Origin of the sequence: Micromonospora sicca (genome assembly GCF_003172935.1) — a bacterium.
GTDB classification, from domain to species: domain Bacteria; phylum Actinomycetota; class Actinomycetes; order Mycobacteriales; family Micromonosporaceae; genus Micromonospora; species Micromonospora sicca.
Genome location: NZ_QGKS01000123.1, coordinates 1 through 19,481 on the forward strand (window position 1 = coordinate 1; position 19,481 = coordinate 19,481).

20 protein-coding genes and 1 pseudogene are annotated in these 19,481 nt (G+C 73.8%); 10 read left to right on the forward strand and 11 right to left on the reverse strand.

Going from position 1 to position 19,481, the window contains the following annotated elements; translation table 11 throughout:
• Nucleotides 1-690, reverse strand: a 690-nt coding sequence (locus tag DKT69_RS41600) for an SRPBCC family protein (protein WP_146230988.1), incomplete at its 3' end; no start/stop codon positions are given.
• Between the two features lie 225 nt (nt 691-915).
• Between DKT69_RS41600 and DKT69_RS05685 the strand changes: the two genes are divergently transcribed.
• Nucleotides 916-2,106: an MFS transporter gene (locus DKT69_RS05685; RefSeq protein ID WP_109800533.1), complete on the forward strand. Its 1,191-nt coding sequence runs from the start codon at nt 916-918 to the stop codon at nt 2,104-2,106.
• A gap of 52 nt (nt 2,107-2,158) precedes the next feature.
• Here DKT69_RS05685 and DKT69_RS05690 read toward each other — a convergent pair whose 3' ends face one another.
• The 4 genes from DKT69_RS05690 to DKT69_RS05705 all read right to left on the reverse strand — a co-directional run bounded on the left by DKT69_RS05690 (nt 2,159) and on the right by DKT69_RS05705 (nt 4,226).
• On the reverse strand, nt 2,159-2,539 hold the full coding sequence (locus DKT69_RS05690) for a carboxymuconolactone decarboxylase family protein (RefSeq protein WP_109800534.1): 381 nt from the start codon (nt 2,537-2,539) through the stop codon (nt 2,159-2,161).
• 283 nt (nt 2,540-2,822) lie between these two features.
• A complete protein-coding gene (locus DKT69_RS05695; RefSeq protein ID WP_109800535.1) occupies nt 2,823-3,146 on the reverse strand; it encodes an STAS domain-containing protein in 324 nt (107 codons plus the stop codon).
• The gene (locus DKT69_RS05700; RefSeq protein ID WP_236647347.1) at nt 3,143-3,658 is read right to left on the reverse strand and encodes an ATP-binding protein; all 516 of its coding nucleotides are present in this window, start codon (nt 3,656-3,658) and stop codon (nt 3,143-3,145) included. Before DKT69_RS05700 ends, DKT69_RS05695 begins: the two co-directional genes overlap by 4 nt.
• A gap of 94 nt (nt 3,659-3,752) precedes the next feature.
• Nucleotides 3,753-4,226 (reverse strand): molybdenum cofactor biosysynthesis protein, encoded by a 474-nt coding sequence (locus DKT69_RS05705; protein WP_109800536.1) that lies wholly within the window; start codon nt 4,224-4,226, stop codon nt 3,753-3,755.
• 196 nt (nt 4,227-4,422) lie between these two features.
• On the opposite strand from DKT69_RS05705, the gene DKT69_RS05710 reads away from it, so the two are divergent.
• A complete protein-coding gene (locus DKT69_RS05710; RefSeq protein WP_375373467.1) occupies nt 4,423-5,286 on the forward strand; it encodes an SAM-dependent methyltransferase in 864 nt (287 codons plus the stop codon).
• Nucleotides 5,287-5,295: 9 nt separating this feature from the next.
• Here the strand turns inward: DKT69_RS05710 and DKT69_RS40560 are convergent, their stop codons facing one another.
• The 4 genes from DKT69_RS40560 to DKT69_RS05725 all read right to left on the reverse strand — a co-directional run bounded on the left by DKT69_RS40560 (nt 5,296) and on the right by DKT69_RS05725 (nt 7,567).
• Nucleotides 5,296-5,421 carry a response regulator gene (locus tag DKT69_RS40560; RefSeq protein WP_255420182.1) on the reverse strand — a complete coding sequence of 42 codons (126 nt, stop codon included), beginning with the start codon at nt 5,419-5,421 and terminating at the stop codon, nt 5,296-5,298.
• Nucleotides 5,422-5,490: 69 nt separating this feature from the next.
• Nucleotides 5,491-6,228: a class I SAM-dependent methyltransferase gene (locus DKT69_RS05715; protein ID WP_109800538.1), complete on the reverse strand. Its 738-nt coding sequence runs from the start codon at nt 6,226-6,228 to the stop codon at nt 5,491-5,493.
• Complete coding sequence (locus tag DKT69_RS05720; protein WP_109800539.1) at nt 6,225-6,905, reverse strand: TIGR04282 family arsenosugar biosynthesis glycosyltransferase; 681 nt, start codon at nt 6,903-6,905, stop codon at nt 6,225-6,227. Before DKT69_RS05720 ends, DKT69_RS05715 begins: the two co-directional genes overlap by 4 nt.
• Entirely contained in the window at nt 6,902-7,567 is a 666-nt protein-coding gene (locus DKT69_RS05725; RefSeq protein WP_109800540.1) for a glycosyltransferase family 2 protein, read from the reverse strand. The genes DKT69_RS05720 and DKT69_RS05725 overlap by 4 nt, the downstream gene beginning before the upstream one ends.
• A 134-nt stretch (nt 7,568-7,701) precedes the next feature.
• Here DKT69_RS05725 and DKT69_RS05730 point away from each other — a divergent pair, with 134 nt between their 5' ends.
• Complete coding sequence (locus DKT69_RS05730; RefSeq protein WP_109800541.1) at nt 7,702-9,099, forward strand: hypothetical protein; 1,398 nt, start codon at nt 7,702-7,704, stop codon at nt 9,097-9,099.
• Nucleotides 9,100-9,127: 28 nt separating this feature from the next.
• Here the strand turns inward: DKT69_RS05730 and DKT69_RS05735 are convergent, their stop codons facing one another.
• Nucleotides 9,128-10,189, reverse strand: a complete 1,062-nt coding sequence (locus tag DKT69_RS05735; RefSeq protein ID WP_109800542.1) for an NAD-dependent epimerase/dehydratase family protein — start codon at nt 10,187-10,189, stop codon at nt 9,128-9,130.
• A 243-nt stretch (nt 10,190-10,432) separates the two neighbouring features.
• On the opposite strand from DKT69_RS05735, the gene DKT69_RS05740 reads away from it, so the two are divergent.
• The 3 genes from DKT69_RS05740 (at nt 10,433) to DKT69_RS05750 (ending at nt 12,810) form a co-directional block, all read left to right on the forward strand.
• Nucleotides 10,433-11,818 (forward strand): molybdopterin-dependent oxidoreductase, encoded by a 1,386-nt coding sequence (locus DKT69_RS05740; RefSeq protein ID WP_109800543.1) that lies wholly within the window; start codon nt 10,433-10,435, stop codon nt 11,816-11,818.
• On the forward strand, nt 11,811-12,287 hold the full coding sequence (locus tag DKT69_RS05745; RefSeq protein ID WP_109800544.1) for a hypothetical protein: 477 nt from the start codon (nt 11,811-11,813) through the stop codon (nt 12,285-12,287). Before DKT69_RS05740 ends, DKT69_RS05745 begins: the two co-directional genes overlap by 8 nt.
• A gap of 190 nt (nt 12,288-12,477) precedes the next feature.
• Nucleotides 12,478-12,810 (forward strand): anti-sigma factor antagonist, encoded by a 333-nt coding sequence (locus DKT69_RS05750; protein ID WP_109800545.1) that lies wholly within the window; start codon nt 12,478-12,480, stop codon nt 12,808-12,810.
• 324 nt (nt 12,811-13,134) lie between these two features.
• On the opposite strand, the gene DKT69_RS05760 is transcribed toward DKT69_RS05750, so the two are convergent.
• Entirely contained in the window at nt 13,135-14,694 is a 1,560-nt protein-coding gene (locus DKT69_RS05760) for a PP2C family protein-serine/threonine phosphatase (RefSeq protein ID WP_109800546.1), read from the reverse strand.
• A gap of 445 nt (nt 14,695-15,139) precedes the next feature.
• Here DKT69_RS05760 and DKT69_RS40565 point away from each other — a divergent pair.
• The 4 genes and pseudogenes from DKT69_RS40565 to DKT69_RS05775 form a co-directional block, all read left to right on the forward strand.
• A pseudogene (locus tag DKT69_RS40565) lies at nt 15,140-15,565 on the forward strand (L-dopachrome tautomerase-related protein); the annotation flags it as partial.
• A gap of 158 nt (nt 15,566-15,723) precedes the next feature.
• Entirely contained in the window at nt 15,724-16,176 is a 453-nt protein-coding gene (locus DKT69_RS40570; protein WP_255420183.1) for an SMP-30/gluconolactonase/LRE family protein, read from the forward strand.
• Between the two features lie 557 nt (nt 16,177-16,733).
• Nucleotides 16,734-17,804, forward strand: coding sequence for a hypothetical protein (locus DKT69_RS38160; protein ID WP_161557775.1), 1,071 nt, complete (start codon nt 16,734-16,736; stop codon nt 17,802-17,804).
• A gap of 575 nt (nt 17,805-18,379) precedes the next feature.
• A partial coding sequence (locus tag DKT69_RS05775) for a hypothetical protein (RefSeq protein ID WP_109800548.1) occupies nt 18,380-19,481 on the forward strand: 1,102 nt, incomplete at its 3' end.

Sequence of the window (19,481 nt, forward strand, 5' to 3'; positions counted from 1 at the left end):
CGTCGGCAGCGTCAGATGTGTATAAGGGACAGCGCCCCGGGGCGGGTGCGTCGCGCCGGTCGCGACGGTCGGCTCCGGCAGCGGCGTCGGGTCCGATCCGGCCACCGGCTGCGGCTCCCTCGGTAGCACCGCCCACACCGTCAGCCCGACGGCCAGGACGGCGGCGGCCAGCACCGCGATCAGCACCAGCCGGCGACCACGGCGCGCCGGTGCGTCGTCGATCGCCGCGGTGACCGGCAGCCGGGCGGTGTCCCCCAGCTCGTCGCGTCGCAGGTCGACCTGCTGGAAGGCCAACCAGTCGAGGATGGCCGGCAACCGCCCCGTCAGGGCCTGCTGGTAGCACTCCTCGCGGCGGGCCCGCTGCTCGGCCGGCCACGTGCCGTGCTCCAGGGCCTCCCGCACCGACAGTCGGCAGCCCTCCGCGGTGGGGGTGATGGTGAAGGTCAGCCGGGTGCGACGGCCCGCCTCGTCGCACCGCAACTCCAGCAGTTCCGGCTCCCGCCGCTCGGTCACCTCGGCGTCGACGGCGGCGTCGAAGCCGGGCAGCCCGGCCGTGTACAGCAGCAGGTGTCCACCGGCCACCGGCTCCACCTCGGTGAACCACCGGGCGATCAACTCCGGCTCCGTCAACGCGCGCCAGACCCGGTCAGCGGGATGGGACAGGCCGACTTCGCTGTCGATCTCAATCACGGCGAGACTGTACGGCTCTCGATTTCCGGGACTGCCTGCGGGGATCCGTCACCGTCCGGCCGCTCCTGAGCGCGGCCGCCGGACGCCGACGGCCGGCGGGGCGGGGCCAGCGCAGGTCGTGTGTAAGGGGGCGGATTGGGTACTCCGCTGCGGCCGGTCAGAAGGAGGGCGTCCAGGTCGACCGCGCCGGGCCGCCGCTTGCAGCTCAACTGGGGAGCACGTCTGATGAGTATCACCGGGCAGGGGCGGATCTCGCCGAAAGTGTCCCTGCTTCTGCTCGCCTCGATCCTCGTGTCCTTCGTGGCCGCGTCGACAGCCCCGACCCCCCTCTACGGGATCTACCAGGCGCGCTGGCACTTCTCGCCGATCACCACCACGGTGGTGTTCGCCGTCTACGCCGTCGCCGTGCTGGCGTCTCTGCTGACGTTCGGCAAGCTGTCCGACCATGTCGGGCGGCGGCCGGTCCTGCTGGTTGCGATCGCGATCCAGATCATCGCGCTGGTCATCTTCATCTTCGCCAACGGCGTACCCACGCTGCTGGCCGCCCGCGTCGTGCAGGGACTCTCGGCCGGCGCCGCCACCGGCGCCGTCGGTGCCGCCATGCTCGACATCAACCGCGCCCGCGGCACGCTCGCCAACTCGATCGCCCCCGGTATCGGAACCGGCACCGGTGCCCTGCTCTCGGCGCTGCTCATCCAGTTCCTGCCCGCGCCGACCCGACTGGTGTACGTCGTCCTGCTCGTCGTCCTGCTGATCCAGGGCCTCGGGGTCGTACTGATGCCGGAGACGGTCACGCCGATGAAGGGAGCACTGCAGAGTCTGCGGCCGGAGATCAAGCTGCCCCCCGCCGTGCGCGCGCCACTACTGGCCGTCGTCCCGGTGGTCTTCGCCATCTGGGCGCTGGCCGGCTTCTTCGTCGCGCTCGGCCCAGCACTCGTGCGCGCCCTCATGGCCACCTCGATCGTGGTCGGCGGTCTGGTCGTCTTCGTCTTCTCCCTCTTCGGGGTCAGCACCATTCTCCTGCTGCGCAACGCTGCCGCGCGCACTGTGATGCACACCGCAATCACCGCACTCATCCTGGGCATGATCATCACAGTGGTGTCGGTCACCGCCGACTCCATCGCCGGCTTCTTCGTCGGCCTCGCGCTCGGCGGCGTCGGCTTCGGTGGGGGTTTCCAGGGCAGCCTCAAGACGGTCATGCCGCTCGTGGAGGCGCACGAACGCGCCAGCGTGCTCTCCCTGCTCTACATCGTCTGCTACGTCGGCTTCGGCCTGCCCACCGTCATCGCCGGCTTCCTCGTGGTCTACGCCGGCGGCCTGCCCCGGACCGCCAACGAATACTCCGTCGCCGTCATCCTCCTCGCCGTGGTCGCCCTGCTCGGGCTGCGCAGGGCCGGGAGGACGTCACCCGGCTGACCCACCACGGCGGAGGACTCGGCGGCAACCGGCACCGGCGGCACAGCCTCGCTCAGGCGGCCTCCCCGAAGACCGCGACCGCGGTCTGGTAGCTGTCGAACGCCCGGGCCGCGCCCGCGTACGCGGCCAGGTGGATGAACAACTCAACGATCTCCTCCTTGCTGACGCCCGCTGTCAGCGCGATGCGCAACTGCCCCCGCAGCGGCTCGTGGGTGCGCAGCGTCGCCGCGATGCCGACGGAGATCAGGCTCCGGGTGCGGGTGTCCAGCCCGGGACGGGACCAGGAGTCACCGAAGGTGTGCATGCTGGCCAGCCGCCGGAAGTCCGCCCCGGCGGCCGGTTCGCCGGTGCCGAGCGGGAGCACCAGCGGCGCGCCGAGCAGCCGCTCCGCGGTGTCCAGGGCCTGCTGGTAGTCGTCGTCGCGGTCGGTCATGTCTCCTCCTGAGGAGGTGGACGATCCTCGTCCTTGGGGACCGTGGTGGAAGGCGGCCTTTCCCACCGCTGTCGGGCCCAATCCCGTACCCGGAGCGAAGGCGCGCCCGCCGCGGATCCGTCGATCGCCGGACGGGCCCCGCAGCCGGCGGAGATCCGGGTGGCGGCGGGATCGAGGAGCGGCTGGTCCTGACCACTCCCCTTTCATCGACGATCGCCGGCCGTTGGCGACCGGGTACTGCCGCCCGATCCCAGCGAAGGCGGCCGGGTCGGGGCTGCGGAGGTCAGGCTCGGGACGGCGAGAGAGCGTCGAGGACGCCGGTGACGCGCAGGGTCCGTGCGACGTTCCCGGTGGGATTGACGACGCCGAAGCGCTTTCCCGCGCCCGTGGCGATGTGCCGGGCGGTGATCAGCACGCTGATCACGGTGGAGTCGATGAACTGCACGGCGTGCAGGTCGACCAGCACCTGCTGGGCGGAGTCGATCGTGGCGTCGAGGAGGCTCAGCAGCGCGGCGGCCCCGTTGACGTCGATCTCCCCGTCGAGCACGACGACGATGCCGTCCGGTTCCGTGCGGATCCGGTGCTGCCAGCTCAGCTGATCCGTCATTGCTCGTCCTCCTCCACGGTCCTGTCGGGCTCTGCCTGACGTCGTGCGATGGCGGGCGTGCCGTCCGGGGCCTCGGCCCGGGACAGGCAGGCGGTGACGGTGGCGGTGAGGCCGGGCAGCCCCCGGGTGAGGATGAGCCCCTCGGCGAGCTGGTGCGCCAGCCAGAGCCCGCGGCCGCCGGCGACGTCGACGGCGGGCAACCGCACGGGCAGGCTTCCCGCAGCGGCGCCCCGGTCGCTGACCTCGCAGATCAGCACGTCGTCCTGGCGGCGCAGGTCGAGGTGGCCGTGGCCGCCGCCGTGGCGTACGGCGTTGGTGACCAGCTCGTGCACCGCGAGGACGAAGTCGTAGCCGGCGTCCCCGGTCAGCCCCGCAGCGGCCACCGCCGCCGCCAGCCGGTGGCGCAAGGTGGTGACGGTGGCGGCGCTGAAGTCCTGCGACATCAGCGCCACGCAAAGGGCAGGACCGGGAGCCGGGTGGCTCAGGTGGGGTGCCACGGGCTCCTCGGTCACGGTAGGAGGCTACACATCCCTGCAAACTTCGCGACTCTTGCCAAAAGGCAACCATCCGCAGCTCACGGCACGTGCGGATGCCGGTTCCGCCCAGCTACCCACTGATGCTGAACTCGACCGGGCCGACGCGCAGCATGCCGTCGTTCAGCGGGGCGCAGCGGATGCCGCCCCGGCCACGCAACGCCCGCCAGGCGCCCGGACCGATCGCGGCATCCATCCAGGCGCACGGGTTCGCCGGCCGGCGGACGCGGAGGCTGACCGGGCCCTGGCCGGAGTCCAGGACCAGCACGGACCCGACCAGCTTGTCGACGGCGATGCCGGCGGTGAGGATGTTGCGCCGGACCTGCACCAGGTCGACGCCCGGCGGCAGCGACTCCTGGGCGATCACGGTCACGCTCGCCTCGCGGTGCGCCGGCTTGCCGAAGTACCGGTCGCCGACGATGCCCAGGCCGGCGCGGACGTGGATCTCCGCCACCAGTTCATCGGGTGGCGCCGGCGCCGCACCGTCGGCGGGTCGGCCCACGTAGCGGTGCACGGGCGAGGCCAGCAACTGCACGATCCGCGGCATGCAGCGATTCTAGGAAGCAACGCCCGCGGCCGTGCCGTTCACGACGGAGCGGCCCGACGGGAGTCGGTCCGCGCCGCGCCGCGCCGCGTACCGGTCGGCCGGCCGATATCCGTCGCCATCGATGCGCAGGGGCCGTCCGGACGGCCGTCGGGTCGGTACGATCGCCGTGCCGTTCCCACAGCCCTTGGAGGTCGCGGTGGCCGACACCACGTCGCAGTCGCTCGGATCGGGCGGGCGACCGCCGGCGGACGACGTCCCGCCCTCGGCGCGGATCGACCCGACGGTGCCGCACGCCGCCCGCCGCTATGACTACTGGCTCGGCGGCAAGGACAACTTCGCGGCGGACCGGGAGTCGGGTGACGCGGTGGCCGCCGCCTACCCGGCGATCCGCACCACCGTGATCGAGAACCGGCGGTTCATGCAGCGGGCCACCCGCCACCTCACCGAGCAGGCCGGCATCCGGCAGTTCCTCGACATCGGGACCGGCATTCCGACCAGCCCGAACATGCACGAGGTCGCCCAGGGCGTCGCGCCGGAGTCGCGGGTCGTCTACGTCGACAACGACCCTATCGTGCTGGCGCACGCCCGCGCCCTGCTGACCAGCGCGCCGGAGGGCGCCACCGCGTACGTCGACGCCGACCTGCGCGACCCCGACCGGATCCTGGGGCATCCCGATCTCCGGGCGACCCTCGACCTCACCCGTCCCGTCGCGCTGATGCTGGTCGCCATCCTGCACTTCCTCCCCGACGGAGACGACCCGTACGGGGTGACCCGCCGGCTGGTCGAGGCCCTCCCCTCCGGCAGCTACCTGTTGATCTCGCACGCCACCACGGACCTGGTGCCCCGGCACATCGCGGCCACCGCCGCGCCGTCCGCCGCCACCAGCATGATCGACATGGCGTTCCGGACCCGGGACCAGTTCACGTCCTTCTTCGACGGGCTCGAACTCATCCCGCCGGGCATCAGCCCGCTCACCGAGTGGCGACCGGACGACCCGCCGGAGCAGCGCACCCCCGCGGCACAGGCCTCGATGTTCGCGGCGGTGGCCCGCAAACCCTGACCACTCGCTTCAGCTGGTGAGCCACCGGTGGATGCAGCGCAGCAGGTCGTCCGCGTCGACCGGCTTGGTGACGTGGTCGCTGGCGCCGGAGGAGATGTTCTTCTCCCGGTAGTGGGTGAACGGCCGGGCGGCCACGGCGGACCGGACTGAGTTGGTCTTCGCGTCCCGCCGAGAGCTGGCCTGCGCCCACCTGTTCGTCTGCCGCTACCTGCCGGCACGACCCGACGGCGCCCCGGGCCGGACGGGAACGGCGAGTTCTCCGAACCAGCGCCGACCGGCCCGGAAAACCTCCGGCACCACCATTCCCGCGACGGCGGCCACCTCGTGCACCGCGACCGCGTCCAGCCGGGCCCAGTTGAACGCCCCACCCCGCCGCATTTCCCCGTCCGCGGAGAGGCTGGCCAGGCTGCTCCGCCCGCGCCAGAGGCCGAGCCCGGGCGGCTCCAGCTCCACGATGACGGTGCCCCCCGGACGAACCAGCTCACGGCACCGGCCGAGCAGGGCGACCGGGTCGCCGCCGATCCCGATGTTGCCGTCCATCAGCAGGACGTGCGCCCACCGTCCCTCGCCGGGCAGCGGAGCGAAGACGTCCCGGTGGACGGCGACCGCCCCGCGGCGGCGGGTGAGGCGTACGGCCTGGGCGGAGACGTCGACGCCGACGGCGGTGTGACCCGCCCGGGTGAGGGCGAGGGTGAGCCGGCCGGGGCCGCACCCGACGTCGAGGGTGGGGCCGGCGCACCGGGCGACGACCGCTCGGCTCGCCGGCTCGGGCGGGCCGTGCCAGCGCCCCACCGGCAGCGGACTGCGCCGGCCGTCGCTGTGCAGCAGCCAGTGCCGACCGGGCCGGTGGTCGAGCGCGGCGGCGAAGCCGTCCTCCCGAATCTCCACGTCGCCCGCCCCGGATGCTGGCGGGTTGCCGGCGGGGCGGGTGCCGAGGGTCATGGCCGGCCGCCGCGCAGCAGGGCGCGGTGCAGCGGCGCCACCGCCCGGGCGAACCGGCTGTCGGGCACCTCGGCGGCGACGGCCAGCGCGTCGGGCCACTCGTCGACGTCGCGCAATACCGGTGCCGGGGCGGTGCGCAGTCCGCGGTCCCCGAGCGCCGCCAGGGTGCGCCGTCCGGTCTGGGCGGTGGACATCGGCACCTCGCGCAGCGCCGCGGCGTGCCGGGCGTCCCGCAGCCCGAGGGCCCACCAGCCGCCGTCGAAGGCTCGGCCGAGCACGGCGTCGACCGCGAGCAGCCGCCGGACCGTGAAACCCAGCCGCGCCGGGGTCACCTGTGGGGTGTCCATGCCGATCTGCACGATCGGGCGGCCCGGCCAGGCCGCCGCGACGTCGGCGTGGGCGTTGGCCAGCCGGTCGCCGAGCCCGTCGCCGCGCTGCGCCAGGACGGTCCAGCCGGTGAGGGCCGCGGTCAGCGCGGCAGCGTCCTCCGCGTCGGCGAGAATTCCCCGCAGGGCCAGCACGGGCGTCACCCCCGGCGTGGCGCGGACCGCGTCGAGGGTGTCCCGCAGCGCCGCGGCGGCGATCCGGGCGGCCCGGACCGGGGTGGCCGGCGGGCACAGCCGGGTCTTCACGGTCCCCGCCACCGGCGCCTTGGCCATCACGAGCAGGACGGTCATCGGACGCTGCGCAGGACGCCGGCGAAGTCGCGGGTGGCGCGCAGGGTGCCGCGCACGGAACCGGAGACCTTGGACCGGGTGCCGGCGGCCCGGGGGGCGTAGCGGACGTCGAGCTCGCGGATCCGCCAGCCGGCGGCGGCGGCGCGGATCAGCAGTTCGAGCGGGTAGCCGAAGGCCCGGTCGGCGACGCCCAGGGCGAGCAGGGCGTCGCGGCGGGCGACCCGGATCGGGCTGAGGTCGCGCAGCGGCACGCCCCGGTGCCGCAGCAGCGCCGCGACGAGGGCGGTGCCGACGCGGGCGTGCCACGGCCAGACCCCGGCCCGGACGGGTCGACGCCGCCCCACGGTCAGGTCGGCGGCTCCCCCGGCCACCGGGGCGACCAGGGCGGGCAGCTCGGTCGGGTCGAACGAGCCGTCGGCGTCGAGCACCGCGACCAGCTCGGCGTCGGCGGCCTCGAGCCCGGCGTGGACGGCCGCGCCGTAGCCCCGCCGCGGCTCGTGCACCACGAGGGCGCCGTGCCGGGCGGCGACCTCGGGCGAGCCGTCCCGGGAGCCGTTGTCCACCACGATCGCCCGGTATCCGGGCGGCACCGCCGCGAGCACCCCGGGCAGCGCGGCCGCCTCGTCCAGGCACGGCAACACCACGTCGATCTGCGTCGGCATACCGCCGACGCTAGGCGGCGATCCGCCCGGCGGGAGACGGATCAGCCGTTACCCCCGCACCCCTTCCCACGGAATGGTGACGTTGCGCCGTTCCGCCGCCGCTGGCGCGGCACGGTCCGTACCGTCCGGTCGACATGAGAGCGACCACCCTGCCCTCGGCCGCCGCCCGGGCACCGGTCCGCCGGTCCCGAGCCGACCTGCTCGTGCTGGGCGTCGAGGCGGCGCTGGTCGCCCTCGCCGCGGTGGTCGGCGCGGTCCTCAACGCCCGCGGGGTCGGCCTGTACGCCGACGCCGCGCCGCTCTACGCGACCTGGCGCCCGCACCTGGGCTGGGGCACCCCGGTCGCGATCGTGGTCGCGGTCGGGGTGATCGGCGTCGGTGCCCGCTGGGCCCGCGACTCCGGCTGGACCGCCCTGCTCGGCGCGGCCTACCTGACGTCCGTGGCGTGGACGCTGGCGCTGGCCCTGGTCGACGGCTGGTCGGCCGGATTCGCCGAGCGGCTCACCCCGCAGGCGGAGTACCTGCACGAGGTGCCCCGGGTCACCGACGTCGCGGCGGCGCTGGCCGGCTTCTCCGATCGGATCCTCGACTTCGGGCCGGACTCGTGGTCGACCCACACGGCGGGTCACCCGCCGGGGGCGCTGCTGTTCTTCGTGGGGTTGGACCGGGTCGGGCTGGGCGGTGGGGTGGCCGCCGCGCTGGTGTGCGTCCTGGTCGGGGCGAGCGTCACGATCTCCGTACCGGTGGCGTTGCGGGCGCTCGGCGCGGCCGACGCCGCCCGCGCCGTCCTGCCGTTCCTGGTGCTGCTGCCCGGGGCGGTCTGGGTGGGCGCCTCCGCCGACGGGCTCTTCACCGGTGTCGTCGCGGCGGGCCTGGCCCTGCTCGCGGTACGTGGGCGGGTGGCGCCCGCCGCCGGTGGGCTGCTGCTGGGCCTCGCGCTGTACCTGTCGTACGGCTTCGTCCTGGTCGGGGTGCTGGCGCTGGCGGTGCTGGCGCTGCGGCCGGCGGGCCGGGTCGCCGCGCTGCTCGCCGGGACGGCCGGCGTCGCCGCGGTGGCGGTCGGGTTCACCGCGGGCGGCTTCCGCTGGTGGGACGGCTACCGACTGGTGGTGGAGCGCTACTACCAGGGCTGGGCGGCCGACCGCCCGTACGGCTACTGGGTGTGGGCGAACATGGCCGCGCTGCTGCTGTCCGCCGGCCCGGTGCTCGGCCCGGCGCTGCGTGGGGCGGTGGCGGCCGGCGCCCGGACGATCCGGCCCGGCCTGCGGCCCGGCCAGGGCTGGCGCGACCGCGGCGGGCGGATGCTCGCCGCCGGGCCGACCGTGCTGCTGCCGGCGGCCGCGGCGGTGGCGGTGCTGGCCGGTGACCTGTCGGGGCTGAGCAAGGCCGAGGTGGAGCGGATCTGGCTGCCGTTCGCCGTCTGGCTGCTGGTCGCCACCGCCCACCTGCCGGCGTCCACGCGGCGCTGGTGGCTCCTCGGGCAGGCCGGCACCGCCCTCGCCGTGAACCACCTGCTGTGGACGGTCTCCTGACGCGGCCGGCGAAAGGGCCCGCCGCGGGTCAGACCGTCAGGGCCGCCGGCTCGCGCAGCGGATCGGTGGCGAAGGCGGTCACCCCGTCGGCGAACCCGACCCGGGCGGTGTATCCGAGCAGGTCGGTCGCCCGGCGCGGATCGGCGACGACGTGCCGCACGTCGGCGGAGCGGGCGCCGCCGATCACCAGCGGCGCCGGCCCGGCCATGGCGGTGGCCAGCGTGGCGGCCAGCTCGCCCACGGTGTGCGGCTCCCCGGAGCAGACGTTGACCGGCGTCAGGGGCTGCGGCGACGGCGTCGCCAGCGCCAGCAGGTTCGCCCGCGCCACGTCGCTGACGTGCACGAAGTCCCGCCGCTGCCGGCCGTCCTCCAACACCTGCGGAGGCCGGCCGGCGGCCAGCGCGGACCGGAAGATGGCGGCCACCCCCGCGTACGGGGTGTCGCGGGGCATCCGGGGGCCGTAGACGTTGTGGTAGCGCAGCGCCCAGACCCCGCCGCCGGTCTGCCGCGCCCAGGCGGCGGCCAGGTGCTCCTGGGCCAGCTTGGTGGCGGCGTACGTGCTGCGCGGCTCCAGCGGGGCGTCCTCGGGCACCAGGGCGGGAGTGAGTGCCGACGCGCAGTGCGGGCAGGTCGGGTCGAAGCGGCCGGCCGCCAGATCGGCCGACCGGCGCGGGGCGGGGCGGACCGTGCCGTGCCGGGCGCACTCGTAGCGCCCCTCGCCGTAGACGACCATCGAGCTGGCCAGCACCAGCCGGGTCACGCCGGCCCGGTGCATCGCGGCGAGCAGCACGGCGGTGCCGTAGTCGTTGTGGCTGGCGTACGCCGGCGCGTCCGACGGGTCCAGTCCGTGCCCGACCATCGCCGCCTGGTGGCACACCGCGTCGACCCCGGGCAGGAGCCGGTCGAGCAGTTCGGGGTCGCGGACGTCGCCGACCACCGGGTCGTGCCGTCGCGACCACTCCGGCAGCTCCCCGCCGTGCGCCTGCGGCAGCAGCGCGTCCAGCGCCACCACCTCGTGTCCCTCGGCGACCAGCAGGTCCGCGACCTGTGATCCGATGAAACCGGCCGCGCCGGTGACCAGTACCCGCATGCCGGTCAGCGTAGGTCGACCGGCCGGCACCGAGGGCCGCGTTGCGGCAGCCGTAGTCGATCCACAACATCTTGGGCCCGGCAGCGCCACCGGCGCCGGTAAGACTTCCGTAATCGGGCAAGCCCCGCCGGGCTGCCGACGCCGCCCGTAGCCTGCCGAAAGGGAAGCACCGCGCCGGCCGCGGGCCGCGCGGCTCCCGCCGGCGCCGGTGGACGGCACGTCGAGCAGCCACGAGGAGGGCCGGTGACCACCGACCGTACGTCCCCGGCCGGGGACCGCCCGGGTCCTCCCCCGCGGACCGAGCCGCCCCGCCGCCCGGCGTACGGCTTTCCCCGCCGCGGGTGGGCCGTGCTGGCGGAGCATCCGCCGCCCGGCGCGCGCGGCATCGGCGAACGGTGGCGCAGCCCGCTGCGCGGGCCGTGGCTCACCGCGGTGCACGGCCTCGCGCTGCTGGTCGGCCTGCCGCTGGTGTTTCTCACCGGACTGCTCGACTACCTGGCCTACAGCCCGCAGTTCGGTCAGGCCTTCCCGCACGACGTCGGCTGGCTGCGGTTGCCGCCGTTCGACTGGCCGACCCGCCCGTCCTGGCTGTTCCGGGTCACTCAGGGCCTGCACGTGGCGCTCGGGATCACGCTGATCCCGGTCGTGCTGGGCAAGCTCTGGTCGGTCATCCCGAAGCTGTTCGACTGGCCACCCGCCCGGTCGGTGGCACAGCTGCTCGAACGGCTCTCCCTGGTGCTGCTGGTCGGCGGGATCCTCTTCGAGATCACCACCGGCCTGCTGAACATCCAGTACGCGTACCTGTTCGGATTCGACTTCTACACCGCGCACTACTTCGGCGCGTGGGTGTTCGTCGCCGCGCTCGTCACGCACGTGGCACTCAAGCTGCGGCGGATGCTCACCGCGCTGCGGTCCCGGCCGCTGCGCGCCGAGGTGACCGTCCCGCGCGACGCCACCCGACCCGAGCCGCCGGACCCCGACGGGTTGGTGACCGCCCGGCCCGGGCCGGGCACCGTGAGCCGGCGCGGCGCCCTCGCCCTGGTCGGCGGCCTGTCGCTGCTGCTGGCCGGCCTGACCGTCGGGCAGAACCTCGACGGCCGGTGGCGCCGCACCGCGCTGCTGCTGCCCCGGGGCCGGCAGCCCGGCACCGGCCCGACCGGGTTCCCGGTGAACCGCACGGCGGCGGCCGCCGGCGTCGGGGCCGCCGACACCGGGGCCGGCTGGCGGCTGACGCTGCGGGCCGACGGGCGGCAGGCCAGCCTGGACCGGGCCGCCCTGCTGGCCCTGCCCCAGCACACCGCCCGGCTGCCGATCGCCTGCGTGGAGGGGTGGTCGACGCTGCAGACCTGGACCGGGGTACGGCTGCGCGACCTCGCCGCGCTGGTCGGCGCGGGTCAACCCGGCTCCGCCCACGTCCGCTCGCTGGAGAAGGCGGGGCTGTTCGCCCAGGCGACGTTGCAGGCCAACCAGGTCCTCGACCCCGACTCGCTGCTCGCGCTGCGGGTCAACGGGGTGGACCTCACCCCGGACCACGGCTATCCGGCGCGGGTCATCGTCCCGGCGCTGCCCGGGGTGCACTGCACCAAGTGGGTGGCGGAGATCGAGTTCCGGGGGCGTCCCGATGCGTGACCTCACGGCGCGTTTCCGGACGGCGTACGGGGCGCCCGGGCGGCACCTGCTGCTGCTCGTGGGCTGCTTCGCCGTCGCCGGCTGGGTGGCCCTGCGGCTGGCCGGGGAGGCGACCGCCGGGCGGATGCTCCTCTGGTTCGTCGGCGCGGCCATCGCCCACGACTTCGTCCTGTTCCCGGTGTACGCCTCGACTGACCGGGCGCTGCGGGCGGCGGTGGGCGAGCGACGGGCCCGGCCGGCGGCCGGACCGTCGCTGCTGAACCACCTGCGCGTGCCGGCGCTGGCCGCGGCGCTGCTGTTCCTGGTCTACCTGCCCGGCATCCTCCGGCAGGGCCGGGCGACCTACCTGGCCGCGACCGGGCAGGACCAGCAGCCGTTCCTCGCCCGCTGGCTGCTCGTCAGCGCCGCCCTCTTCCTGGCCAGCGGGGTCCTCTACGGGTTGCGGCGGTGGCGGGCGCGGAGAACGTGAGCCCGACCCCGACTTTAGGTGACCGGGTCGGGGCACCGGCGACGCGTCCAGGTGAGCCGGCGGTTGCCGCCACGGGGCGATCGACGCGGCCGCGATTGCCGCCGAACGGACGACATGGTGGGCTGCCGGGGAGGTGACATGATGTGCCGGCAACGGCTGTTGCCTGTCCAGCGAAGGGTGCTGCTGCCGGATGACGCACTTCGAGACCAGGACGTCAACGGAACCCGGACGGATGGTCGTGGCGTTGGTCGGCGAGTGCGATCTCGCTGCCCGCGACAAGCTGACCACCCCCCTGCTGGCCGCCGTGGCGAGCGCGCCGGTCGTCGTCGTGGACGTGGCGGCGCTGACGTTCCTCGACTCCACCGGCATCCACTCGCTGGTCACCGCCCATCACGCCGCCCGCGCGGCCGGCGGTCGGCTGCACCTGGTCAACGCCACCGGGATGGTGGCGAACGTCCTGGACCTCACCGGCGTCGGCGAGCTGCTGCGTCCGTCGACCGCCGACCACCGGCCCGAGCGCTGAAGGCCGGTCCATCGGCTGGGGGCCGCTGCCGTGTCTGAGCAGGGGGCCGTCGTCCCCGCCAACCCCGAAACCAGGTCGTACGCCGAAGCGGGCGACCTGGCTGCGGTCCGCGCCTTCGTCTGCGCAGGGGCGATGGCCCGCGGCCTGCCGGCGCCTCTGTAGGTCGTCGACCAGGGGTCGATGCGCGCGTTGGGCCGGCCGATGCCATCGTCGGACGCGGTGCGAGGCCGTGGGTTGGCGATCGTGGAACGCATCTGCGACGAGGTGTCCATCTCCGCGGGCCCAGACGGACCGTGGTGCGGATCCGGCTGGATCTGTGACCTGTCAGGGCAGGACGCGGACGGCCAGCGTGCAGGTGTCGTCGTCGGGGCTGGCGTAGTGCAGCAGACCGGGCAGCCGGACCAGCATCTCGTCACCGGGCAGGGCGGACAGGTCCGACAGGGCCCGCCGCACCCTGCCCAGCAGGTCGTCGGCGCCGCCCGACCGCCGTTCCACGAGCCCATCGGTGTAGAGGAGCACCAGGTCGTCGACTTCCAGGCGGGGGCTGACCACCGGGTATCTGGCGCCGTCGTCGGCGCCCAGCAGCAGTCCTGACGGCCGGTCGAGCGCGGCGGTCGTCCCCGCCCGGGCCAACAGCGGCGCCATGTGTCCGGCACGCGTCCAGGACAGCAGCCTGGTCGTCGGGTCGTAGCGGGCGATCACCGCGGTCCCGGTGATCGCCAACTGCCGGCAGAGGTGGTTCAGATGGCCGAGCAGCGTCCCCGGATCACGGATGCCGATCGACAGCCACGCCACCAGGGCGAACCTCAGGTGCGCCATGCCGCTCGCCGCCTCCAGCCCGTGGCCGGCGACGTCGCCGACCGCGAGCGCCACCTGCCCGTCCGGCAGCGTCTGCGCGTGGTACCAGTCGCCCCCGACCCGTACGGCGCTCTCCGCCGGCAGGTAGCTGACCATCGCCTCGAGACCCGCCAGCGGGAACGGCTCCCGGGGCACCGGCTGGATCAGATTCTGCAGCTGCCCGGCGAGACGGTGCTCCGCCAGCGCGGTCATCTCACGGGTGTGCAGCTGGTCGCTGAGCTGCTCGATGGCGGTACGCGAGTCCACGCGCGCCGTCACGTCCTGCACCACCGCGTAGATCTTCAACGGCGCGCCGTCGGCGTCCCGGGCGGTGTCGGAGAGGATCCGCAGGTACTTCACCGACGTACCCGCCCGGAACCGCACCGTCACGTCCGACGTCGCCCCGCTGTCCAGGGTCTGCCAGGCGGCTTCCCGCAGCCCGAAGTCCTCGGGGAAGAGGGCCGCAGCCTGCTCCGCCCGGGACAACGCGCCCAGCGCCGGGTCCCGGGCGAAGATCCGGTACATGCCGGGTGACCACTGGCTGCGCCCGGTGGTCAGATCGTACTCCGCCCAGCCGAGGCTGCCCAGCAGTTCGGCCTTGTCCATCCGGCGCTGGTCCTCGTCCAGCCGCTGCCAGCAGACCAGCAGGCCACCCAGGACCCGGTGCACGCTCACGTCGAAGAGCGACTCGGCGATGACGCCGGCGCGCTTCTCCTCGTACCGGAAGTCGGGCAGTTGGCCGGGCTGTCCGGTGAACATCACCTGGTGGTACAGCTGCCACAGGGGGCCGCCGACCATGCTCGGGTACAGCTCGCTGAGCCGCCCGCCGACGCGGCTCACCCCCCGTCCGCAAATGTCCGGTCCCCGGCCGCTGGTCGCCTCGATCCGGAAGTCGACGACCTGCCCGTCACTCGTCACCGGCAGCAGCCACGAGCAGCCGGCCGGGATGCCGGACAGGATCTCCCGCACGACCTTCACGACCGGGTCGACCGCCGACGCCGTCGCCGTCGCCGCAGCCTGCTTTCCCCGCGCGCCAGCGTCCGACATGGCAGCAGCGTAACCACTGAACCGCCATCCGCCGATGCGCCGACCGCTTCCGTCACGGGCGGCGGCGGTCACTGCCGTCGGACCGTCCGGTCGCCGTCGGGCCTCCTTCGCCGCGCCGGTTTGCGGTGCGGATCGGCGGGAAGGTGACGCGCGGACGGATTGAGTCAGCCGGGGCGGGTCCGCGGGACGCCGACCGGCGCCCACTCGGGTCGGAGGTGCGGGGTCGGCCTGTCCAGCCGGGACGCCCCTGCGCCCGGCCACCATCATCAGGGAGTTTCGCACCCATGACAGTTGTCGACGGTGATCGGGCCACCGACGAACGTCTCGCCAACCGCGACCAGGTCGGTGGCTCCGTGCTACCGCGTCTGCGGGGCCACCGGTGAACGGGCCGGTGGGTGCCGAGCCGGTCGGCACGCTGGAGCTCGTGCACACGTTCACCGGGCCGATGCCGACCGGGGTGAGCGTGTCGCACACCGGCCGGATCTTCGTCAACTTCCCGAAGTGGGGCGACGAGGTCCCGGCCACGGTGGTCGAGTTGCGCGACGGCGCGGAGGTGCCCTTCCCCGACCAGGAGTGGAACTCCCCGTCCGGCGACGACGACGCCAACGCGTTCGTCTCGGTGCAGAGCATCGTCGTCGACCCGGCCGACCGGTTGTGGGTCGTGGACACCGGCAGTCCGATGTTCCAGCCCACGAAGCCGGGCGGGCCGAAGCTGGTGCGGGTCGACCTCGACACCGACACCGTCGCCCAGGTGATCACCTTCCCGACCGACGTGGCGCTGCCGTCGACGTACCTCAACGACGTCCGGTTCGACCTGCGGCGCGGCGAGGCGGGGATCGCCTACATCACCGACTCGTCGGACTCGGGCCCGAACGGGATAATCGTGGTCGACCTGGCCACCGGCGCGTCCTGGCGACGCCTGCACGAGCACCCCTCCACCAAGGCCGAACAGCTGCGGACGTTCCGGCCGGTGGTCGAGGGTCGGCCGTTCCTGGAACGCCCGCCGAGGGCGAGCCGAAGCCGATCGGCATGGGTTCCGACGGGATCGCCATCGCCGCCGACGGCTCCCGGCTGCACTACTGCCCGCTGGCGTCGCGCCACTGGTACAGCGTCGCCACGGATGCCCTGGCCGACCGGTCGCTCTCCGACGAGGAGGTGGCGGCCACCGTCGTCGACGAGGGCGACAAGGGCGGCGGCTCGGACGGACTGGAGACCGACGACGCGGGCCGCTTCTACCTCACCTCCTACGAGCAGAACGCGGTGCTGCGCCGCCGGCCGGACGGGGAGTACGAGACCGTGGTGCACGATCCGCGGCTGCTCTGGCCGGACACGATGTCGGTGGCGGTCGACGGATACCTCTACGTCACGGCCAACCAGCTGCACCGGCAGGCGAAGTACCAGCGCGGGCAGGACCTGCGGCGCAAGCCGTACGCGCTGTTCCGCACTCGGATCGCCGCCGGACCGGTCCTGTTGCGGCGCTGAATGCGCGACCGGGCGGCCAGACCATCTCAAACACCCTCTTTCAAGGCCATCCGTCGCGCGCGCTCTTCCGTCACCTGCCCGACCGTTGCCCGATGCGCGGGGGTGTCGCGCACGTTCCTCTACTAAAAGCCCGATGCCGGGCCGCCGGACGGGTGGCCGAGTTGCGCTGCGACTTCCCGAAGAAGCCGGTTGATCGACGGGCGCCCCGCTGACGAGCGGCGGTTGCCTCGTCATGACCAAGCTATCCGTGTGGCGCTGGCCCAGGCGGACGATCCGAAGCCGGGGGTGGTCTGTGTCTGTTCGCGGGATGGGCCGGGTGGACTTTTGGCCGATGGTGAGTAAGGTCACCTAGCTGTCGGCACCTGTGCTCCCGGAGGAGGCCAGCGACCGTGGCCGAGAGATCGACCGCTCGTTCCGCCGATGGGGCTGCCCAAGATCACGACGACCCGGCGCGTGTCATAGACAGCTGGATCGGTCGACGGTCGCGGCTGGAAACAAGCGATTCCGACTCGTACTACGAGCAGCAGGAAGCAGCCGCGCCGCAGTGGCGCGAGGATGTGTCGGACCAGTACCAGGAGTCGTACCAGCCCGAGAACACCTACGAGGACCAAGGGCGACACGCAAGGCGGCGGGCACACCCGCAGTACGAGGATGAGTACGAGCAGTACGACGGGGCCCACCCTCAGCACGAGCACGCGTACCGGCGGTCCGACCCACTGGCCTACCCCGAACCGGCGTACTACGAGCCCGATCCGACCCATCAGTACGACGGGCACGACCAGGCCTATCGGGAGGAACGCCGGGCCCAAGAACCGTACGGACCGACCGATGCCAGCTCGGTCCACGAGGACGCCTACGCCGCGCAGCAGGAGAGGTACGCCCAACCGGAGACGGGCTACGCCCACGAGGAGCACTACCCGCACGACGATTCCGCCGGCCGCAACGGGTACCGCCACGAGGAGTCCGACGCGCACGGCCCCGACGCGGACGAGGGCGGGCGGCCCCGAAGGAAGCACAACCAAGACCTTGGCGCCCGCCCACGGCCAGCCAGCCGGCGGCGGCGCTGGCTGATCCCGGTCGGCGGGCTCGCGTTGGGGGCGCTGCTCTGCGCTCTGGCGTTCACGTGGGGGTCGGGTCGACCGCCGGAAGGCGGCCTGCCGGTGTCGGCGGCCACCACCCCGTCGGACCCGTTGGAGGAGCCGGTCACCCTCGCGGAGATACCGTCGACATCGCCAAGTTCCGCGACACCGAGCGGCTCCTCCGCCACGCCCAGCGCCACACCGTCGGTCACGCCGTCCGCCACGCCCAGCGCCACGCCGTCCGTCACGCCTTCCGCCGCGCCGACCCCGACGCCCACCGGGGCCACGCCGACGCCGACCCGGAGCCCGGGCCCGGCCCTGCTCGGCCCATCGAGCAGCCGTGGGGTGGCGAACATGGCTCAGCGGTACTGCGATCGGTACACCGGGGGCTCAGCAGACCCCCGCAACGACGGCCGTTGGCAATGCACGAGGCTGCTCTCCGCGTCCATCGTCGACATGGACGTCGCCTGCCGCGACACGTACGATTCCGGCGCCTACGCACGGACGTCGAACCCCGACGATCCTTACGCCTGGCGGTGCTACCGCTGATCACCCGCGCTTCGGGACTGATGCGCGATCTGTCCGACGCGCCGCTCCCAGCAGGACGGATGCTGGTCGTGCTCACTTGATGGTGGCCCCACCGCGCGCGATCCGAAGGGTCGCCGGCGGTGTCCCCCACGCAAGCTCAACCGCAGCACCACGGGAAGCGCCGCCCACATGTTCGACTGGTTTCTCGGCTGGCCCGCCCGACACAGCCGCTCCTACCGAATGACCGCGACCGGCTCGCGGCAGGCCGAGGAAGCAGAAGCATGAGCGGCCGGTGTCGTCACCTCGCTGGGGCTGCCGGCAATCGCCACGATCGGTTGCCTCGGCACGGCACCGGCCACGGCGGTGCCGGTCGGGTGAGCACCGATGACCCGCGGTGTGGCGCGGGAGGGGCGACCCGATGCACCCGGCGTGGCATCTGAGATCTCCAATTCGGTCCGCAACCTTGTAGCATGCGGCGGACGACGGGCGGCAGCCGGAGCGCAGCTCTGGTACGCCTCGGCGGGCGGCACCGCCGGGTCGGCCGGCCGCGGCGCCGGTCAGGCCGGGGCCCGGAGTGAGAGAGGAACCTGCTCGGCGTGTTCCAGGAAACGGACCGGACCCGGATGACCGGCGGAAACTCAATTGGCGGGGCGCCAGGCGCCGACCCGCCGGAGGCGTGGGACGCGGAGCTGGCCAAGGCGGTGCGGCACGTCGCCGTGCTGCGCACCGGGTTCTACGTTGTCGTGCTGCTGATCGCGCTCGGCGGCCAGGTGTCCGGGGCGATGGAACGGCTCGGCATGCCGTGGTACATCGCCCTTCCCGCCGTTGGCGCGTTGGAGTTGGGCGGCGTCGTGGTGCTGGCGAACGCCGACGTACGCCGTCGACTGGGCGAACGGGCGATGCTGTCCCGCGTGCTGTCGGCCGGCATCGCCACCGCCGCGGTCGCCTTCAACTGGCTGGCTCACAGCAACCACCTCGAAGGCGGTTTCTACGCGGGCATGTCCCTGCTCGGTTATCTGGTGTGGCTGATGAACACCGAGAACCAGCGGCGGGACCGGCTGCGCGCCAGACAGCAGCTGCCACCCACGACGCCGGCGTACGAACCGGTCGGGCACTGGTTGCGACACCCGTGGCTGACCCGCCGTGCCTGCTCGCTGGCCAAGGCCGACCCCGGCCTCGGGCTGTACGGCTCGCTCGACGCGGCCCGCGCGCAGATTCGCGCCGAGCGGCGGCAGGCGGCGCTCAACAAGGTGTTGCACCGCAAGATCACCCGAGCGCTGGACGCCACCACCGCGGACATCGCCGTGGCGGTGTACGACCTCGACGAGATCGCCCGGCGGCTGGCCGAGCAGGCGGACTACGACGGGCTCACCGCGCTGATCGCCGCCGATCTGGCACCCGCGCGCGTGCTGGCCGGGAACCTGCCGGCGAATGGCCGCCGCCGGCGGTGGCGTCGGGTCGGTCAACCCGACCCCGTCGCACTGGCCTCGGCCGCGCGGCTGCTCGCCGACGCCCCGGAGCGGCTGCTCCCCCACGCCCCCGACCCGCTCACGGACGCGGCCTCCGGCGGCTCAGCGCGGCCAGAGTCGACCGGGGACGCCGCTCGGCAGGCGAACGCCACCGAGCAGGCGGCAGACGGTGCCGAGCGACCGGGATCGGAGCGGTCCCGGGCGGCGACGCGGGACCGTACCGACCGCC